17 protein-coding genes are annotated in these 19,213 nt (G+C 67.6%); 12 read left to right on the forward strand and 5 right to left on the reverse strand.

Translation table 11 applies throughout. The features are described from left to right. Positions 1-49: 49 nt before the first annotated feature. Genes EH231_RS07780 through EH231_RS07790 form a run of 3 tightly spaced genes read left to right on the forward strand, consistent with a single transcriptional unit; the run spans position 50 to position 2,856 of the window. On the forward strand, positions 50-658 hold the full coding sequence (locus tag EH231_RS07780) for a TetR/AcrR family transcriptional regulator (protein ID WP_124712189.1): 609 nt from the start codon (positions 50-52) through the stop codon (positions 656-658). Beyond that, positions 655-1,563, forward strand: coding sequence for an SDR family NAD(P)-dependent oxidoreductase (locus EH231_RS07785; protein WP_124712190.1), 909 nt, complete (start codon positions 655-657; stop codon positions 1,561-1,563). Before EH231_RS07780 ends, EH231_RS07785 begins: the two co-directional genes overlap by 4 nt. Positions 1,564-1,593: 30 nt before the next feature. Continuing rightward, the gene (locus tag EH231_RS07790; protein ID WP_090433134.1) at positions 1,594-2,856 is read left to right on the forward strand and encodes an MFS transporter; all 1,263 of its coding nucleotides are present in this window, start codon (positions 1,594-1,596) and stop codon (positions 2,854-2,856) included. Here EH231_RS07790 and EH231_RS07795 read toward each other — a convergent pair. From EH231_RS07795 to EH231_RS07805, 3 genes are read right to left on the reverse strand one after another with little or no spacing between them, the layout of a single operon-like run. After that, positions 2,800-3,129 carry a DMT family transporter gene (locus tag EH231_RS07795; protein ID WP_164481170.1) on the reverse strand — a complete coding sequence of 110 codons (330 nt, stop codon included), beginning with the start codon at positions 3,127-3,129 and terminating at the stop codon, positions 2,800-2,802. The two genes, EH231_RS07790 and EH231_RS07795, sit on opposite strands and share 57 nt — an antisense overlap. Continuing rightward, positions 3,129-3,464, reverse strand: a complete 336-nt coding sequence (locus EH231_RS07800) for a DMT family transporter (RefSeq protein WP_044518839.1) — start codon at positions 3,462-3,464, stop codon at positions 3,129-3,131. The genes EH231_RS07795 and EH231_RS07800 overlap by 1 nt, the downstream gene beginning before the upstream one ends. A 56-nt stretch (positions 3,465-3,520) precedes the next feature. After that, the gene (locus tag EH231_RS07805) at positions 3,521-4,771 is read right to left on the reverse strand and encodes an acyl-CoA dehydrogenase family protein (protein WP_090433138.1); all 1,251 of its coding nucleotides are present in this window, start codon (positions 4,769-4,771) and stop codon (positions 3,521-3,523) included. Between the two features lie 186 nt (positions 4,772-4,957). Here EH231_RS07805 and EH231_RS07810 point away from each other — a divergent pair, with 186 nt between their 5' ends. The 6 genes from EH231_RS07810 to EH231_RS07835 all read left to right on the forward strand — a co-directional run bounded on the left by EH231_RS07810 (position 4,958) and on the right by EH231_RS07835 (position 11,339). After that, complete coding sequence (locus EH231_RS07810) at positions 4,958-6,520, forward strand: carboxylesterase/lipase family protein (RefSeq protein WP_241177907.1); 1,563 nt, start codon at positions 4,958-4,960, stop codon at positions 6,518-6,520. A 29-nt stretch (positions 6,521-6,549) separates the two neighbouring features. Next, positions 6,550-7,461: a sterol desaturase family protein gene (locus tag EH231_RS07815; protein ID WP_124712191.1), complete on the forward strand. Its 912-nt coding sequence runs from the start codon at positions 6,550-6,552 to the stop codon at positions 7,459-7,461. A 333-nt stretch (positions 7,462-7,794) separates the two neighbouring features. Further along, entirely contained in the window at positions 7,795-8,403 is a 609-nt protein-coding gene (locus tag EH231_RS07820) for a LysM peptidoglycan-binding domain-containing protein (RefSeq protein ID WP_090433143.1), read from the forward strand. Positions 8,404-8,591: 188 nt separating this feature from the next. Further along, complete coding sequence (locus tag EH231_RS07825; protein WP_090433394.1) at positions 8,592-9,254, forward strand: Rv1815 family serine proteinase; 663 nt, start codon at positions 8,592-8,594, stop codon at positions 9,252-9,254. A gap of 106 nt (positions 9,255-9,360) precedes the next feature. Next, positions 9,361-9,855, forward strand: a complete 495-nt coding sequence (locus EH231_RS07830; RefSeq protein ID WP_090433395.1) for a VOC family protein — start codon at positions 9,361-9,363, stop codon at positions 9,853-9,855. Continuing rightward, complete coding sequence (locus tag EH231_RS07835) at positions 9,852-11,339, forward strand: FAD-binding protein (RefSeq protein WP_090433145.1); 1,488 nt, start codon at positions 9,852-9,854, stop codon at positions 11,337-11,339. The genes EH231_RS07830 and EH231_RS07835 overlap by 4 nt, the downstream gene beginning before the upstream one ends. A 13-nt stretch (positions 11,340-11,352) precedes the next feature. Here the strand turns inward: EH231_RS07835 and EH231_RS07840 are convergent, their stop codons facing one another. Both EH231_RS07840 and EH231_RS07845 read right to left on the reverse strand, forming a co-directional pair. Further along, the gene (locus EH231_RS07840; protein ID WP_090433147.1) at positions 11,353-13,266 is read right to left on the reverse strand and encodes an ABC transporter ATP-binding protein/permease; all 1,914 of its coding nucleotides are present in this window, start codon (positions 13,264-13,266) and stop codon (positions 11,353-11,355) included. A 32-nt stretch (positions 13,267-13,298) separates the two neighbouring features. Next, positions 13,299-15,230, reverse strand: coding sequence for an ABC transporter ATP-binding protein/permease (locus EH231_RS07845; RefSeq protein ID WP_090433149.1), 1,932 nt, complete (start codon positions 15,228-15,230; stop codon positions 13,299-13,301). A gap of 98 nt (positions 15,231-15,328) precedes the next feature. On the opposite strand from EH231_RS07845, the gene secA2 reads away from it, so the two are divergent. From secA2 to EH231_RS07860, 3 genes are read left to right on the forward strand one after another with little or no spacing between them, the layout of a single operon-like run. Beyond that, positions 15,329-17,674, forward strand: coding sequence for an accessory Sec system translocase SecA2 (gene secA2 / locus EH231_RS07850; RefSeq protein WP_124712192.1), 2,346 nt, complete (start codon positions 15,329-15,331; stop codon positions 17,672-17,674). Between the two features lie 9 nt (positions 17,675-17,683). Then, positions 17,684-18,313, forward strand: a complete 630-nt coding sequence (locus EH231_RS07855; RefSeq protein WP_164480805.1) for a CDP-alcohol phosphatidyltransferase family protein — start codon at positions 17,684-17,686, stop codon at positions 18,311-18,313. Next, positions 18,310-19,209, forward strand: coding sequence for a DUF881 domain-containing protein (locus tag EH231_RS07860; RefSeq protein ID WP_090433155.1), 900 nt, complete (start codon positions 18,310-18,312; stop codon positions 19,207-19,209). The genes EH231_RS07855 and EH231_RS07860 overlap by 4 nt, the downstream gene beginning before the upstream one ends. Positions 19,210-19,213 lie beyond the last annotated feature (4 nt).

Genomic DNA, 19,213 nt, shown 5'->3' on the forward strand with positions numbered 1-19,213 from the left:
GCGAGCGCTGTTAGCCTGTCTGTAACGATCCTTACAGAGGTGGGTTCAGATGACAGCTGCCGCCACGAGACGACAACAGCAGGGCGCGGATTCTCGCGAACAGATCCTCGACGCCACCGGGCGACTGATGGCCACGCGCGGTTACGCCGCCACCTCGATCAGCGACATCCGCAAGGCCTGCGGCCTGCCGGCCAGCTCGATCTACTGGCATTTCGGGTCCAAGGACGGAGTCCTCGCGGCCGTGATGGAACGCGGAGCCGACCGGTTCTTCGCGGCCATCCCGAGCGGCGGAAGCATCGACGACCAGCTGGCGGTCCTGGCCGACCAGCAGTCGCAGCGCCCCGAGTTCCTCCGCATCCTCTACCTGCTGTCCCTGGAACGCGGCGACGACCCGACGGTGACAGCGGTGGTGCGCCGCGTGCGGGACACCGCCATCTCGCGCTTCTCGGCCGCCGTGCGCGGCCAGTTGCCCGACGACGTGTCGCCACGCCGTGCGGATCGGGTGGTCGCCGAACTCACGGCATTCGCCGTGGCGCAGTCCGACGGCGTGTTCTTCGCCGGGCACCTCGAGCCCGACACCACCGACGTGGCGCGCATGTACCTTCGGCTGTGGCAGGCCGTCACCGCCCTCATCCCGATACTCCTGGAGGAAAAGTGACCGGCAAGACCGCGATCATCACCGGCGCGAACACGGGGCTCGGATTCGAATGTGCCCGTGCACTACTGGAATCCGATCCGGGGTGGCATGTGGTGCTGGCGGTGCGCGACACCCGACGTGGGGCCGACGCGGCGGCCCGGCTCGACCGTCCCGGACGCAGCACGGTCGTTGAACTCGACCTGGCCTCGCTGCGGTCGGTGCGCGACTTCGCCGGCAGATTGCCGGATCTGGAGGTTCCGCCGTTGACCGCGCTGGTGTGCAACGCCGGGCTGCAGGTGGTCTCGGGTGCGGCGACGACGGCGGACGGCTATGAGATGACGTTCGGTGTCAACCACCTCGGTCATTTCGCCCTGGTACAGCAGGTGCTCGGTGCCCTGACCACCCCGGCCCGAATCGTCGTGGTCAGCAGCGGCACCCACGATCCGGACAAGTTCACGGGTATGCCTGCACCGCAATACAATTCAGCTGACGAACTGCTGCGCCCGCCGGCGGGTGGCCTGACCGGTGAAGAGGGCCGGCGTCGCTACACCACTTCCAAACTCTGCAACATGCTCTTCGCCTACGAACTGGACCGGCGGCTGGGGCACGGGGCCCGCGGAGTCACGGTCAACGCATTCGATCCGGGCCTGATGCCGGGTTCAGGGCTGGCCAGAAACTATGGGAGCGTCCAGCGGCTGGCTTGGCGCCTGGTCATGCCGGTACTGCGGATCTTGCCCAATGTGAACAGCACCAGACGTTCCGGAGCCAATCTCGCCGCGCTGGTCGGCGATCCCGCCCTCGACGGCGTCACGGGGGAGTACTTCGAGGGAACTCGCCGGATCCGCTCCTCGCGCGATTCGTACGATCCGGCCCTGGCCGCCGATCTGTGGCAGGTCAGCGAGCGGTTGGTGTCGGCGGTCGGCTAGCTTTCCCGGCGGCCCAGTAGTGTCGCCTCGGTGGCATCCAGACCGGTCTCAGAACAACGCGGCACCGCCACGCTGCGCCGGGCCCGGATCGCCGTGGGAGCGCTGTTCCTGACCAACGGAGCGATCTTCGCCAATCTGCTGCCTCGCTATCCGGAGATCAAAACCGACCTGGACCTGAGCAACGCGGTGTACGGCGCGGCCGTCGCCTCGTTCTCCGGCGGGGCACTCGTCGCGGGATTGACTGCGGCGACGCTGATTCGACGGTTCTACAGCGCGCGGGTCGCGGTGATCGGCACCGTGGCCCTTTCCGCCTTCGTCGTCGCGGCAGGCGCCGCGGGCACACCGCTCATGCTTGCCGCGGCGCTGTTTCTTGCCGGGGCGAGCGATTCGGTGGTCGACGTCGCGCAGAACGCGCACGGGCTGCGGCTGCAACGCAGACACGGGCGCTCGATCATCAACTCCCTGCACGCGGTCTGGGCGGCCGGGGCGATTCTCGGCGGGCTCATCGGTGCCGGTGCGATTGCGCTCGGAATACCGCGCGGAATCCAGCTTTCGGTGGTCGGAGTGCTGCTGAGCGCGGTGGCCGTGGTCGCCTACCGCTACCTGCTGCCCGGCCCCGACCATGACGACCACCCGGCCGCACACGCTTCGGCGGCGGGGACCAGGGCCGGGCCGCGGGTGTACCTGATCCTGGTGGCCCTGGTGCTGATCGCCATCGCGGGTGCCACCGTCGAGGACGCCGGAAGCTCGTGGGCCACGCTGTACCTGCGCGACTCCCTGCACACGCCGCCGGCGCTGGCGGTCTCCGGTTACATCGCCCTGGTCGGGTTCATGTTCATCGGCCGGCTGCTCGGCGACCGGCTGGTCGACCGGTTCGGCGAGGCCACGGTGGCGCGGGTGGGTGGCTCGATCGCGGCGGCCGGGATGGGGGCCGCACTGGCCTTCCCGAGCATCGCCACCACGATCGCCGGGTTCGCGCTCGCGGGACTGGGGGTGGCCACCCTGGTGCCCGCCGCCATGCACGGCGCCGATCAGCTGCCCGGTCTGCGACCCGGCACCGGTCTGACCGTGGTCACGTGGCTCATGCGGGTCGGCTTCTTCGGGGCGCCGCTGCTGGTCGGGCTCGTCGCCGATGCCGCCGGATTGCGGGCCGGTCTGCTGGCCGTACCGGTGGCCGGGGTGGTGGCCGCGTTGCTGGCCGGGGTGCTCCCGCGGAGACCGGCGTCGGTACCCGATTCAGTGGGTGGGGCCGACGCCCGCGAGCTCGATCGTGAACACACCCGACACGATTAACGCGATGCCCAGCATCATCACCGGGGTCAGCGGCTCCTTGAACAGGAACTTGGCGATGACCGCGACGAGGGCGACCCCGCACGCGGTCCAGATGCCGTAGGCGATCCCCACCGGCACGCCCAAGGACAGGGCCAGCCACAGCAGATAGAACGACATCACGTACCCGGCGACGACCGGCACGACCCAGACCTTGCGGCGGAATCCGTCCGATGCCCGCAGTGCCAGCGTGGCGAACACCTCGACCAGGATCGCCCCGGTCAGCGTCAGCCACATCATGATTCGGCCCGCGGCGGGTGCGATCCGAGTTCGACCAGCAGCACGCCCCCGATGATCAGACCGATGCCGGCCACGATCGGCCAGGTGAACGGGTCCCCGAACAGCACCGCGGCCAGCACGGCCGTCGCCGCGGTACCCAGGGCACCCCAGATGCCGTAGGCGACGCCGACGGGCATGCCGGCTCGCAGAACCAGGGTCAACAACACGAACGCGGCCAGATAGCCGGACACCACCAGTACCAGCCAGCCCGCATGGTCCTGGGACGCGCGCAGCGACAGTGTGGCGCTGACCTCCGTGGCGACGGCCGCGATCAACAACGCCCAGGTCCGCACCCGACAAACCTAGCCGAGCTCTCCTCGGTGCGGCGCCGCGGTTGTCGCGGGCCGGTTCAGAGCACCAGGCCCAGCCGCGGCGGGCGGGTGCCGTGCAGCGTGTGGTTGCCCAGGTGGACGTACTTCCAGCGGGCCGGATCATGCAGCGAATGCGTGCGTACATTGCGCCAGTGCCGGTCGAGATTCGCCGCCGAGTCGGTACCCGAGGTGCCGGTCAATTCGAAGATGGCACTGGCAATTTCGACCGCGTACTCCTGTGCGAGCGCCTTGGCGGCGGCAACTTGCAGCGACGCGCGCGCCGCGGTGTCCCGCGACAGTTCGGTCTCGGCCAGACCCTCGTCGACCACCGCGGTGCCGTGGGCCAGCAGGGCCTCCAGCGCGTATAACCGCGCGGTCAGCTCACCGAACCGGCGCACCACGTGGGGCTCCTCGTCGGCGCGGGTCACCCCGGCCAGTACCGCCTCCTTCCACGGCCGTGACCGGGTGCCCACGAACTCGGCGCCGTCCTCGAGCGCGGCGCGGGCGATGCCGATGTCGACCGCGGCGTGCAGGGCTTGGTCGTAGGCGCCGAGCACACTGGGCGGCCCGTCGACCGGATCCGGTGCGGCGCCCTCCTCGATGACCAGGTCCCCGTCGACCACGACGTCGGCCAGTCGCACCTCGCCGCTGACGGTGCCGCGCTGTCCGAACGCCGACCATTGGTCCAGATCGAGTGTCACACCGTCCTGATCCGGCCGGATGAACACCGTGGCGGTCTCGCCGTCCCTGCCGGCGATGACGGCGGCCACCGCGATCCACTTCGCGCCGAGTGCACCCGTCGCGTAGTACTTGGTGCCGTTGAGCACCCACGTCCCGTCGGCTTGCGGGGTCACGGTCGTCCGCCGGTCCAGGGCGGTCGCGGTGCCGCGTTCGGCGGTGGCATTGCCCAACTGCGCACCGGCCAGGATGTCTGCGTAGATGCGCGGCGCCGGCTGCTGTTGCCCGAGGCCTGAAATCGCTTGTCCGATGACGAAATGCGACAGCAGCAGCTGGCCGATCGCGCTGTCGCCGCGGGACAGCAGGCGCAGCACCTCGACCTTGACGGCCGCCGACAGCCCCGGCCCGCCGTGCTCGGCCGGAACCACGACGCTCAACAGGCCCGACTCGGCAACCTGTCGCAGTTGAGGCAACAGGGAGGCTCCGGAACGCTCGCGCTCGGCGCTGCCCGCGGCAAGCTCGCCGGCCAGCGCCTCGGCGGCGGCCAGGGCCTGCTCCGCCGTGCCCAGCAGAGCGGGAGTGGTGGCTGGATCGATGTCGGTGACGGTCATGGCGGCAGACGCTACGACGGCCGTAACGCCAGGCCGAGGTTTGCAACCAGCACGAATGTTTTCCGGCCCCGCACAGCCGGTGAGTACCGTGGGGGAGTTCGCCCAGATTCACCGAGGAGCCCGCATGACCGATCCGACACGCGCTTGCACCAGGGGTTTCCCGGGTGCCGACGAGCGGGCCGAATCGTGACGGCCCCCGGTAGCCCGGTCGTCGACACCGGGTACGGCCCGGTTCGCGGGAGCGACGACGGAACTGTCAAGCAGTGGCTGGGTATTCGCTACGCCGCGGCGCCGGTCGGTGAGTTGCGCTGGCGGTCACCGCAACCGCCCGCGCGCAGGCAGGAGATCGCCGACGCGACCGTATCGGGGCCGGTGTGCCCGCAGATCACCGATCCGAGGCTCCCGCTCGACCTCGGCGGGCGTCAGGGCGAAGACAGCCTGGTGCTCAACGTCTGGGCGCCGAGCGGAACCGAGGCCGGCGACGGCAAACCGGTCATGGTGTGGGTTCACGGCGGTGCCTATGTCATGGGGTCGGGAAGTCAGCCGCTCTACAACGGGGCTGTCCTGGCCGCCGAGGGTGATGCCGTGGTGGTCACGGTCAACTACCGGCTCGGCCCGTTCGGATTCCTCGACCTGTCCCAGTTCAACGGGCGTCCCGGTGCGAAGGGACTGCGTTTCGACACCAACCTCGGCCTGCGTGATGTGCTGTCCGCATTGCGTTGGGTACGCGACAACATCGCCGCATTCGGTGGCGACCCGCAACGGGTGACCCTGTTCGGTGAGTCGGCCGGCGGCGGGATCGTCACCACCCTGCTGGCCAGCCCGGCCGCCGAAGGGCTGTTCAGCGCTGCGATCGCGCAGAGTTCCCCTGCGACATCGGTCTACGACGTCGAGCGATCCCGGGTCGTGGCCGCCCAGTTCCTCGAGCGCCTCGGCATCGAAGGTGACGAGGTCGGGCAATTGTCCGGCGCACCGGTGCCCGGCATCCTGGCCGCGGCCAAGGAGGTGTTCGACGCGGTTCCGACCGAGACGCCCGGCCTGCTGGCGTTCGCCCCCGTCGTCGACGGCGACGTGGTCCCGGACTATCCGGTGACGGCGGCAAGGGAGGGGCGCACCCACCCGGTGCCGCTGATCATCGGAACCAACGAGCACGAGGCCACGGTGTTCCGCTGGATGAAGTCGCCGCTGATGCCGATCACCCCCGGCGCGTTGCGGTCCATGTTCGCCGCGATCGCGGCCGAACAACCGGGGCTGCAACTGCCGACCGAAGCCCAGATCACCTCCGCCTACGCGGGTCTTCGCCCCAAGGCGATCGGGTTGGGCATGGCGCGTGACATCGGATTCCGCATGCCGACACTGTGGTTCGCCGAGGGGCACAGCGCTGTCGCTCCGGTGCATCTGTACCGCTTCGACTTCACCACCCCGATGCTGCGCCTGCTGCGGCTCGGCGCCGCCCACGCCACCGAGCTGCCTTACGTGTGGGGCAATCTCGTTGCCGGATCGAAGGATCCGACGTTCAAGCTGGGTGGGCTCAAGCCCGGACGTGCGGTGTCGCAGCGGGTGCGTCGTCGGTGGGTCAACTTCGCCGCCACCGGGCAACCCTCGGGTGCCGTCGGGGAACCGGTGTGGCGGCCATACCGCCGCGAGGACCGGGCCACCCTGGTGATCGACAAGCACGACAAGACCGTCGCCGACCTGGACCGCGATCTGCACGCGGCGTGGGGAAGCCAGATACTCAATTTCCGGTGAGACGAATCCGCTGAGACAGAGACAATTACATGGACATGATCAGGTCCGTTCTGGACTTCCTGCCTCCGCCGATGCGGGACCCGGTGTTCTTCGCGATCCCGTTCTTCCTGGTCTTGCTGACCGTGGAATGGGTTGCGGCCCGGCGCCTGGAGCACATCGAATCCCAACGGGCGCCCGCCGGTGCGTTCAACTCCCGCGACGCGTGGGCGAGCATCTCGATGGGGTTGGTGTCGATCCTCACCACCGCCGGATGGAAACTGCTCGCGCTGTTGGGTTATGCCGCCATCTACGCCTACCTGGCGCCGTGGCACCTGCCCGGAAACCGGTGGTACACCTGGGTGATCGCGATAGTCGGGGTGGATCTGCTGTTCTATGCCTACCACCGGATCGCCCACCGGGTGCGGTTGATCTGGGCGACGCATCAGGCCCACCACTCCAGCGAGTACTACAACTTCGCCACCGCGCTGCGGCAGAAGTGGAACAACAGTGGTGAGATTCTGGCGTGGATCCCGTTGCCGCTGCTCGGCGTCCCGCCGTGGCTGGTGTTCGCCAGCTTCTCGGTGAACCTCGTCTATCAATTCTGGGTGCATACCGAGCGCGTCGGAAAACTGTGGCGGCCAATCGAATTCATCTTCAACACACCGTCGCATCATCGCGTGCACCACGGACGCGACCAGCTGTACCTGGACCGCAACTACGGGGGCATCCTCATCATCTGGGACCGGATGTTCGGCACTTTCCAGCCGGAGGTGTTCCGGCCGCACTATGGGCTGACCAAGCCGGTGAACACGTTCAACATCTGGAAGCTGCAGACCCACGAATACGTGGCGATCGCCCGCGACGTGCGACGGGCCGGCGGGCTGCGTGACAGGTTGGGCTACGTCTTCGGCCCTCCGGGCTGGCAGCCCGCCGAGGTGTCCGAATCCCAGCCGGTCGGGTAGCGCGGTCTCCCGGGCCGGCCCACCCCGTCCGCGTCGGCCGGGGGTCAGCGTCCGGCCCTCGCCAGAATCATTGGCCGGCACAGGAATTGACGCGACTTACGATTCGCGCTGACCCGGTCCGGTCGCACCGGAGGGATGTCCTCCGAGCCTGAACCGCGACACGCCGGGAGTGTGCGATCCGGGCCTTCCGGCGGCGAAGTTCCCAGTGTTCCCCAGTGTTTGTTTGACGTTTGAATTCGGGCCGAGCCGAATGGCACCAAAGCAAACTTCGAGTCAGTAAGGTCGACAGAGCCGGGTGCACAATCCGGATCACGGTTCAGAAAGGGGCAATGCGTGGGAGACACACTGACCGAAGGACAGAAGCTGGAGAAGGGGGGGTCGCTCACCTCCAACAACGGCGCGTACACGCTGACGTTGCAGGATGATGGCAACCTCGTGTTGGAAGCACGTGGCCAAGCGGTCTGGTCGACTTCCACCAACGGCCAGGACGTGCAGCGGGCGGAGGTGCAGACCGACGGCAACTTCGTTCTGTACACGTCCGAGAAGCCGGTGTGGCACACCGACACCAAGGGCAAGAAGGACGTCAAGCTCGTTCTCCAGGATGACCGCAACCTGGTGCTGTACGCCGCGGACGGGCCCGCGTGGTCGTCCAAGACCGAGACCTCCGAGCCGCCGCCACCGGCGCCCGAGGCCGCCGCTCCCGAGGTCGAGGTTGCCCCGGCCGCTGTCGAGGAGCCGGTTGCCGCGCCCGAGCCGGCCGCGCCGCCGCCACCCCCGCCGGCACCCGAGCCGCGGACCTACACCGTGGTCTCCGGTGACACCCTCTGGGCGATCGCCGAGCGGTTCTACGGGGACGGCAACAAGTACCAGCAGATCGCCGATGCCAGCGGCGTCGCCAACCCTGACCTGATTCACCCGGGCCAGGTTCTGACGATTCCCTGACCTAGAACAGATGCACGGCCCGGACCTTCGCGGTCCGGGCCGTCGTCGTTTTCGGGCCGTGGATACGGGCACCCCCGGTAACGAAGTTGCCACCTGGCCGATATTGAAGTCGGTAGGGTGACTTTCACCACGTCCGAAAACGAGGGAGGCCGGCCGTGAACAGTTGGCTTGGTGGGGCGATGCGGGCGATGGCGGGGGTGCCGGTGGCAGGGCTGCTGGTATGTCCGGTTCCGACGGCCGCGGCGGCAGGTTCGCTGGTGTATCCCGGGATGGAGATCCGGCAGGGCACCAATTTGTGCACTCTGGGCTTCGTCGACCCGGCCAGCCGGGTCGGGTTCACCGCCGGGCATTGCCGCGCCGGCGGACCGGTGAACGACCGGGACGGCAATTTCATCGGGCACATGGGTTCGTTCCGGGACAACACGCCCGACGGGGCCACTGTCGATACCAATCACATGATCTCCGACTGGGAGACCATCCAACTGGCCGGCGACGTCGTGGTGAACAACATCCTGCCGGGTGGACGGATGCTCGTGGAGGATCCGGCGGTGGTGCCGACACCGGGGGCCCCGGTCTGCCACTTCGGGGTGGTGACCGGGGAGACCTGCGGCACCGTCGAGGCCGTCAACAACGGCTGGTTCACCATGGCCAACGGCGTGGTCAGCCAGAAGGGTGATTCCGGGGGTCCGGTGTACATCGTCACGCCGGACGGCCGCGCGGCCATCGTGGGGATGTTCAACAGCACATGGGGCAACTACCCGGCCGCCGTATCGTGGCAGAACGCCAGCGGCCAGGCCCGCAGCGACGGCGCGCCACTCGGCGAGGTGTCGAATCTGGTCGGGCAACCCTGACCGCGGTGTGAACCGGACGCTCTGCGGCGCCCGCTTCAGGCCCGGCGAATCCCAGAACTAGAACACGTTCTAGCTTTCGCGCCGGGCGGGCGATATTCTCATGGCGATGCTTAGTCAGACACCTGTCCAGATCGCCTGGGTAACCGCCGATCTGGACGCCACCGAACAAGCGCTGACCACCCTGCTGGGGGCGCGCCGGTGGGTGCGTATGCCCGCGGTGCACTTCAGCCCCGAGGCCTGCAGCTACCGGGGAAGGCCCGCCGACTTCGTGGCCGACATCTCGCTGAGCTACGCCGGTGACACCCAGCTGGAGCTCATCGCACCGGTGCGCGGCGAGAGTGTCTACACCGAGTTCCTCGACCGCCACGGCGCGGGACTGCACCACATCTGCATCGAGGCGGCCGACGCACAAGCGTTCGAGGCAAAACTGCGCGAAGCCGAGGCAGGCGGGACACCGGCCGTCTGCCAGGGCGAGATGCCCGGAGGAATGAGATTCGCCTACCTGTCGGCCGCTGGGGCCGGGGTGCCGTATCTGGAGATCGCTTACATACCGCCCGAGATCCGGGCGTTCTTCGAGTATGTGAAACAGGAGCAGCAGTGAAGGAAATCCCCGAGGTCGTCGAGGCTGCGGACGTCGAATCCTGGTCCGACGAGTTCGACGTCGTGGTGATCGGGTTCGGCATCGCCGGAGGTTGCGCAGCGGTCAGTGCCGCAGCGCAGGGGGCCCGCGTCCTGGTGCTGGAGAAGGCCGCGGCGGCCGGCGGGACCACCGCGATGGCCGGTGGGCACTTCTATCTCGGCGGCGGCACCGCGGTGCAGGAAGCGACCGGGCATCCGGACACCGCCGACGAGATGTACAAGTACCTGGTCGCCGTCTCGCGCGAACCGGATCTGGACAAGATCCGCGCCTACTGCGACGGCAGCGTCGAACATTTCAATTGGCTTGAGGCGCTGGGCTTCCAGTTCGAGCGCAGCTTCTACCCGGGCAAGGTGGTGGTGCCCCCGGGTACCGAGGGGCTGTCCTACACCGGCAACGAGAAGGTGTGGCCGTTCACGGAGCAGGCCAAGCCGGCTCCGCGCGGGCACTCGGTGCCCGTCCCGGGGGAGTTGGGCGGCGCCGCGATGGTGATCGACCTCCTGCTGAAACGCGCCGAGACGCTGGGCGTCACCATCCGCTACGAGGTCGGGGCCACCAATCTGGTCGTTCAGGGCAGTGCCGAGGACCGCACCGTGGTCGGCGTGAAGTGGAAGCACTTCGGCGAAACCGGTTGTGTCAAGGCGAAATCGGTCATCATCACCGCCGGTGGCTTCGCGATGAACCCAGAGATGGTCGCCGAATACACCCCGGCGCTCGGCAAGAAACGTCGCACCAAGCACCACGGTGAGGTCGAGCCCTACATCCTGGGCAACCCGAACGACGACGGCCTGGGCATCCGGATGGGCGTCGCCGCGGGCGGCGTGGCCAACGGCATGGACCAGCTGTTCATCACCGCCGCGGCCTACCCTCCGGAGATCCTGTTGACCGGCGTCATCGTCAACAACCAGGGCCAACGGTTCGTCGCCGAGGACTCCTACCACTCGCGCACCTCGGCTTTCGTGCTGGAACAGCCCGATCAGCAGGCGTACCTGATCGTGGACGAGGCGCACATGGAGATGCCCGCCATGCCGCTGATCCAGTTCATCGACGGCTACGAGACGATCGCCGAAGCCGAAGAGGCACTGGGCATTCCGGCCGGGAACCTGGCCGCGACCCTGGAGCGCTACAACAAGGACGCGGCCAACGGCGAGGATCCCGACTTCCACAAGCAGCCCGACTACATCGCGGCGCAGGACAAGGGCCCGTATGCGGCGTTCAACCTGTCCCTCGGTATCGCCATGTACTCCGGATTCACCATGGGCGGGCTGACCGTGTCGATCGACGGCGAGGTACTGCGGGAGGACGGCAGCGTCATCGCGGGCCTGTACGCGGCGGGCGCCTGTGCGTCCAACATCGCCCAGGACGGCAAGGGGTACGCCAGCGGTGTGCAGCTCGGCGAAGGGTCGTTCTTCGGACGCCGCGCCGGTACTCACGCGGCGGCCCGCTAGCCGACGCGACGCCTCAGGCCGGCGAGCCGACGGGCGCGAGGTTCCACCGACCGTCGCCGAGCAGTTCCAGGCGACGGTCGTGGAGCCGGTTGACGCTGTCTCGATGGCTGATGCTGACCACGATGCAATCGGGTAACTCGGTGCGCAGTGTCGTGTACAAGGCGTGCTGCTGACCGGCGTCGAGTGCCGAGGTGGCCTCGTCGAGGAACACCGCCGACGGTTTGGCCAGCAGAACCCGGGCGAAGGCGATCCGCTGCTGTTCCCCCGGGGACAGCACCTTTCCCCAATCGGCATCCTCGTCCAGGCGGGACGTCAGGTTTCCCAGCGCGACTGCGTCGAGCGCTGCCCGGATCTCGTCGTCGCTGTAGGTGCCGGGCGGTGAGGGATAGCAGGCCACCGTCCGCAGATCGCCGAGCGGGGCATAGGGGAGTTGGGACAGGAACATGACCCCGCCCTCCTCGGGATACCGCACCGTGCCGGATCCGTACGGCCACAGCTGTGCCAGGCTGCGCAGCAGCGTCGTCTTCCCGGTACCCGACGGCCCGGTGATGACCAACGAATCACCGGGGGCGAGCTGCATGTCCAGGTCGTGCAGCAGCAGATCGCCATCGGGGGAGCGCACTTCGACGTCCTCGAGCTCGACCCCGCCGTTGGCGCTCACCCCGGTATCCAATCGTGGTAGCGCCCTTGCCTGTTCGTTCGCGGCGACCAGGCCGTCGAGGCGGATGATGGCGGCGCGGTAGCCGGCGAATGCGTCGTACACCGAGCGGAAGAAGCTCAGGGAGCTCTGCACCCGGTTGAAGGCGCTCGACGACTGCAGGACGTCTCCGTAGGTCAGTTGACCCGCGAACAACCGCGGCGCCTGGATGATCAGCGGGAGAGGGTCGATGATCTGGTTGATGGACCGATTCCAGCCGAGGAACGCGACCCCCCGGAGCACGAGCCTGCGATAGTTGGCGATGACCCTGGCGAACCGATCCGCCAGCGTGGCGCGTTCGGTGCGTTCGCCGTGATAGAAGCCGACCGCTTCGGCGCCGTCCCGAACCCGCACGAGGGCGTACCGGAACGCGGCGTTGGTGAGCGAGTTGCGGAAGGTCAGGCGGATCATCGGCCTACCGATCCAGATCGCCACGACCGTCGTGACCGCCACCCACAGCAGCGCGATCCAGAACAATGCCTTGGGCACCGTGATGCCCAGAATCGTCAACGGGCCCGCGAGATTCCACAGGATCGGCGTGAACGCGACGACCGAGACGATCGAGTACACCGATCCGAACAGCAGCGTCTGCGCGGTGGCGACCGTCGGTGTGTTGGTCTCGGGCCCGGTACCGGTGGTGAAGACATCGATGTCCTGCTGGATGCGCTGATCCGGGTTGTCGATCGGGGTACCGCCGAAACCGCCGACGAATCGGCCGCGATAGTAGGCGCGTTGATCCAGCCAGTCGCCGGTGAGCCGGTTGGTGAGCCACACCCGCCACCGAACGATGAAGTACTGCATCAGATACAGGTCGAGCAGGGTGCGGGTGATGTCGGCCGTGACCAGCATCGCGAAGATCAGGATCGACTGCCAGAACCCGTCGATTCCCGAACGGCGCACCGCTTCATCGCCAGAACCGGCTCCGGAGAACGCCACCTGCAACGCGGTTGTCTGGTCGTTGAGGTAGTAGCTGAACAACACGTCCATGCGCACCGAGAGCATCACCGACAGGAGCAGCACCCCGAGCAGCGCCCACACCGGAATGCTCTGGCGCCCAATGAAATAACCACCCGTGACCCGCCAGAACTGGCGGCCCCATGTGGTGATTCGGGCCAGCACGGCAAGGACGGCCACGAGTGCCACCGCGCCGATCGCCCACGCCTTGAGGACCCAGAACAGCGACGCAAGGATTTCGTTGCCCCAGTCCAGCGACTGGGTGAACATCTCCATACCCCCGGAAGTTACCGGGAACTACCGCCCGATCAGGGTTGCTTGACCAGGTCGGCTGTGTCGTCCTCGACCCGGCCGAGTCGCCATTCGCCGTCACCCAGCAGTTCGAGCTCGTGGGTGTGGTGCTGCTCGACGGTCGTGCGGTGGCTGACACTGACCAAGATCGTGTTGGGCAGGTCGGTGCGCACACGCTGATAGAGCATGTACTCGAGACCTTCGTCGAGTGCGGAGGTCGACTCGTCGAGGAACACGACCTTGGGCTTGACGAGCAGGATGCGGGCGAACGCGATCCGTTGCTGCTCACCGGGAGACAGCACCTTGGCCCAGTCCTGGACCTCGTCGAGTCGGTCGACCAGATGCGCCAGCGCCACCTCTTCCAGCGTCCGCTTGAGTGTCTCGTCGTCGATGGTGCACTCCTCACCGGGATAGGTGACCACGGCGCGCAGATCTCCGAGCGGCACGTAGGGGAGCTGGGACAGGAACATCGTCTCGTTCGGGCCGCACGGACGGGTCAGAGTGCCCGAGGTGAACGGCCACAGCTCGGCAAGGCTTCGCAGCAGGGTGGTCTTGCCGCTGCCGGACTGGCCGGTGATCACCAGTGTGTCGCCAACCTGCAGGTGCAGGTCGAGCGGCTTGATGAGCTGTTTCCCGTCCGGCGTGCGGACCTCGACATCGGTGAGCTTCACCGTGCCGTCGACGCATGGCAGGGTGGTCACCTCCGGCAATGCCCTGCCCGCGTCGTTGGCAACGACGAGCCCGTGCAGACGCATGATCGCGGCCCGGTAGCCGGCGAATTGGTCGTAGGCATTGCGGAAGAAGGACAGCCCGTCGAGCAGGCTTCGAAAGGCGCTGGCAGTCTGGTTCAGCGCGCCGAGGGTGATCTCGCCGCTGTAGAACCGCGGGAATTGCACGATGTAGGGGATGAGCTCCTGGGCTTGGTCGATGGAGTTGTTCCAGCCCTGGAACTTGATCATCCGGTTGATGTAATTCCGGTAGTTCGACACGACCGGTGCGAACAGCTTCCGTAGGCCGGTTCGCTCGGCGATCTCTCCACGGTAGAAGGCCACTGCCTCGGAAGCATCGCGCAGCCGCACCAGCGCATAGCGGAAGGCCGCGTTGTACTTCTCGTTGTTGAAGGCCAGCCGGATGATCGGCCGGCCGAGCCAGAATGCCACCACTGTGGCGAACAGGACATAGACGATGCCGATCCAGAAGATCGCCCGTGGCAGTTCGATCCCGACGAGGGGCAAGGTGACTCCACCGGACAGGTTCCACAGAATCGCTGTGAACGAAATCATCGAGGCCACCGAATAGATGGAGCCGAACAGCAGGGTGTTCGTGGAGCCGGCGCTGGGACGGTTCGGCAGCGAGTCGATGCCCGCGGTGAAAGTGTCGATGTCGGCCTGGATGCGCTGGTCCGGATTGTCGATGGTGTCGTCGATGAAGCGCGTCCGGTAGTAGGCCTTGCCGTCCAGCCAGTCACCGGTGAGCCGGCTGGTCAGCCAGGCCCGCCAGCGCAGCATGAATCGTTGGGCCATATAGATGTCGAGCATGATCCGGGCGATGTGGATCGCGGCCAGGAACGCGAAGACGCCCAGCGACAGCCAGAAACCGTCTTTACCGGACACCTTCACGGCCTCGTTGCCGCTGGATATGCCGCCGGCGATGACCTGGAAGCTGGTCATCATGTCGTTGCCCTGGTAGCTGAAGAGCACCGCCAGTCGCACCCCGGTGATCACCGACAGCAGCATCGCCCCCAGCCACGCCCACACGATCACACTGTCGCGCCCGGTGAAATACTCGCGGGTGATCCGCCAGAACTGCCTGCCCCAGGTGGTGAACCGGGCGATCAGGACCAGGATCACCAAAGTGCAGGCCGCGGTGATCAGCCAGCCTTTGGCGATCCACACCAGCGACGTCACGAGCTCGACGCTCCAATCGAGCGTGGGACTGAACATCTCCATGCGGGCAAGGTACCCCGCAATGCTGCGACGGGCGGCGCGGAGCGCTCAGCGGGACCGGTCGCGTTCGCGGCCCACTGACCTCCGCGTACCGTGAACATGTGCCGAAGACGTCCAACGCCAAACCGGGCCGCGTGAGCAGCAAGTTCTGGAAGCTACTGGGGGCCAGCACCGAGCGGAATCAGGCCCGGTCGCTCTCAGAGGTGAAGGGTGCAGCCGAATTCGAGGACAAGGCTGCCGGACTCGACGACGAGCAGCTCACCAAGGCCGCCAAGCTGCTTGAGCTGCAGGACCTGGCCGCGTCCGCGGACATGCCGCAGTTCCTGGCGCTGGCGCGCGAAGCCGCCGAACGGACCACCGGTCTGCGTCCTTTTGACGTGCAGCTGCTCGCGGCGCTGCGCATGCTCGCCGGCGACGTCGTCGAGATGGCCACCGGTGAGGGCAAGACCCTGGCCGGGGCGATCGCGGCGGCCGGTTACGCGATCGGCGGGCGCCACGTCCACGTCATCACCATCAACGACTACCTGGCGCGACGCGATGCCGAGTGGATGACCCCGCTGCTGGAGGCGCTGGGGCTCACGGTCGGCTGGATCACCGCGGATTCCACGGCCGAGCAGCGCCGGGAGGCTTATGAGTGCAACGTCACCTACGCCTCGGTCAACGAGATCGGTTTCGACGTGCTGCGCGATCAGCTGGTCACCGACGTCGCCGACCTGGTCTCCCCGAATCCCGACGTGGCCCTTATCGACGAGGCCGACTCGGTGCTGGTCGACGAGGCGCTGGTGCCGCTGGTGCTGGCCGGCACCAGCCACCGGGAGCAGCCGCGCGTCGAGGTCATCCGCATGGTCGGCGACCTCACCGCCGGAACGGATTTCGACACCGACGACGACAACCGCAACGTGCACCTCACCGAGGCCGGCGCCCGCAAGCTGGAGGCCCGGCTGGGCAACATCGACCTGTACTCCGAGGAGCACGTCGCCACCACACTGACCGAGATCAACGTCGCGCTGCACGCGCATGTGCTGCTGCAGCGCGATGTGCACTACATCGTCCGCGACGGTGCGGTCCACCTGATCAACGCGTCCCGCGGGCGCATCGCCTCGCTGCAGCGCTGGCCGGACGGCCTGCAGGCCGCTGTCGAGGCAAAGGAAGGCATCGAGACCACGGAGACCGGTGAGGTGCTCGACACCATCACCGTCCAGGCACTCGTCAACCGCTACCCGACGGTGTGCGGCATGACCGGTACCGCGCTGGCCGCCGGCGAGCAGCTGCGCCAGTTCTACAAGCTCGGCGTGTCGCCGATCCCGCCGAACAAGCCCAACATCCGCGAGGACGAGACCGACCGGGTGTACCTCACCGAGGCGGCCAAGAACCACGCCATCGTCGAGCACATCGCCGAGGTGCACGAGACCGGTCAGCCGGTGCTGGTCGGCACCCACGACGTCGCCGAGTCCGAGGACCTGCACCGCAGGCTGGTCAAGGCGGGCGTGCCCGCCGTCGTGCTCAACGCCAAGAACGACGCCGAAGAGGCCGCTGTGATTGCCGAGGCGGGCAAGTTGGGCTCGGTGACGGTGTCCACCCAGATGGCCGGCCGCGGCACCGACATCCGGCTGGGCGGATCCGACGCGGCCGACGATTCGGCCGAGAAGGAGAAGGTGGCCGACCTCGGCGGACTGCACGTCGTCGGCACCGGCCGCCACCACACCGAGCGGCTCGACAATCAGCTGCGCGGGCGCGCCGGGCGCCAGGGCGACCCCGGCTCGACGGTGTTCTTCTCCAGCTGGGAGGACGAGGTGGTGGCCTCTCACCTGGACGACACCAAGCTGCCCACCGAGACCGACGAGGACGGCCGGATCACCGCGCCCAAGGCGGCGGGTCTGCTCGACCACGCGCAGCGCGTCGCCGAGGGCAGGCTGCTCGACGTGCACGCCAACACCTGGCGCTACAACCAGTTGATCGCGCAGCAGCGCGCCATCATCGTGGACCGTCGCGAAACCCTGCTGCGTACCGACACCGCACGTCAGGAGCTGAAAGACCGCTCACCGGAGCGCTACGCCAAGCTGGCCGAGGACCTCGGCGAGGACAGTGAGGAGAAGCTGGAGAGGATCTGCCGGCTGATCATGCTGTATCACCTGGACCGGGGCTGGTGTGACCACCTGGCGTTCCTCGCCGACATCCGGGAGAGCATCCACCTGCGGGCGCTGGGCCGCCAGAACCCGCTCGACGAGTTCCACCGGATGGCCGTCGACGCGTTCGCGTCGCTGGCCGCCGATGCCATCGAGGCTGCGCAGCAGACCTTCGACACGGCGGACTCGATCGAGGACGAGCCGGGCATCGATCTGTCCAAGCTCGCGCGGCCGACGTCGACGTGGACCTACATGGTCCACGACAATCCGCTCAACGACGACACGATGTCGGCGCTGAGTCTGCCGGGCGTATTCCGCTAGGTTTTAGGCATGGAACACGCGCCTGCTCCTGAGGGCAGGAGCGCGACGAGTCGGGCCGCTTCACCGGGGCCGGACCGGGTGCTGACCGTGCCCAATGCGCTCAGTGTGCTGCGGCTGGTGCTGGTGCCGGTGTTCCTGTGGCTGCTGTTCGGTGCGCATGCCAACGGGTGGGCCGTCGCGGTCCTCATGTTCAGCGGCTTCTCCGACTGGGCCGACGGCAAGATCGCGCGCCTGGTCGCCAACCAGTCCTCGCGGCTCGGCGAACTGCTCGACCCCCTCGTCGACCGCATCTACATGGTCACCGTCCCGGTCGCGCTGGCGTTGTACGGCGTGGTGCCGTGGTGGCTGGTGTTGACCCTGCTGGGGCGTGATGTGCTGCTGGCGGCGACGCTGCCGCTGTTGCGCAGCCGGGGACTGACCGCTCTGCCGGTGACGTATCTGGGCAAGGCCGCCACTTTCGCGCTGATGTCGGGATTCCCGTGGGTGCTGCTCGGCCAGTGGGACGCGACGTGGAGCCGGGTGGCACTGGCCTGCGGCTGGGCCTTCCTGCTGTGGGGCGTGGCGCTGTATCTGTGGTCGGCGGTGCTGTATCTGATACAGGTGACGATGGTGGTGCGACAACTCCCCGCCCGGTCATGAGCACCCTGGGCGGCTACGAGTCAGGGGCCGGGCTCAACGACCATGAGGCCCACGCCCCCAAGCGCATTCCGCTGCCCTCGCTCCTGCGGTCGTTGCTGACGGACCATCTCGATCCCGGTTATGCCGCGGCAGCCGCAGCTCGTGAAGCCGGTGACCGCCCGCGCCGGCGGTTCGGCGATTTCGCGTGGATGCTGGTGGGCGCGGGCGCGATCGCCACGGTGTTCGCCGTGGCTGCCGGTCAGGCCCAGACCGCTGCCCCGGCCGCCCGGGAAGCCCAGCACACGCTGGCAGGCCGGGTGCGGGCGGCTCAGATCGGTGCTGACAAGGCCAGTTCCGAGCGCGACGCACTCGTGGATCAGGTGGACGCCGAGCGCCGCAGCAGACTCGGCATGGACGAGAACGGCCAGCGTCTGCTCGGCAGCCTGGACACGGCCAACATCGAAGCCGCGGCCATTCCGATGATCGGTCCCGGGCTGACCGTCACGGTCACCGACCCCGGTCTGTCCAAAGATCTGAGCGACGTGTCCAAACAACGCGTTGCCGGTGGTCAGCAGATCATCCTCGACCGGGATCTGCAGCTGGTGGTGAACTCGCTGTGGGCCAGTGGGGCAGAGGCGGTTTCGGTGGGCGGCGTGCGGGTCGGTGCCGGTGTCACGATCCGCCAGGCGGGCGGAGGGATTCTGGTCGACAACCAGCCGATCACGAGTCCGTATGTCATTGTGGCCATCGGACCGCCGAAGGGGATGGCCGATACTTTCGATCGCACTCCGGGTCTGCAGCGGCTGCGGCTGCTGGAGACCTCCTACGGGGTCGGAGTGAACGTGAGTGCGGGCGACGGGCTGACCGTGCCCGCGGTATCGGTACGAGATGTCAACTTCGCCAAACAGATTGGATAGGCCT

Origin of the sequence: Mycolicibacterium nivoides (assembly GCF_003855255.1) — a bacterium.
GTDB lineage: Bacteria > Actinomycetota > Actinomycetes > Mycobacteriales > Mycobacteriaceae > Mycobacterium > Mycobacterium nivoides.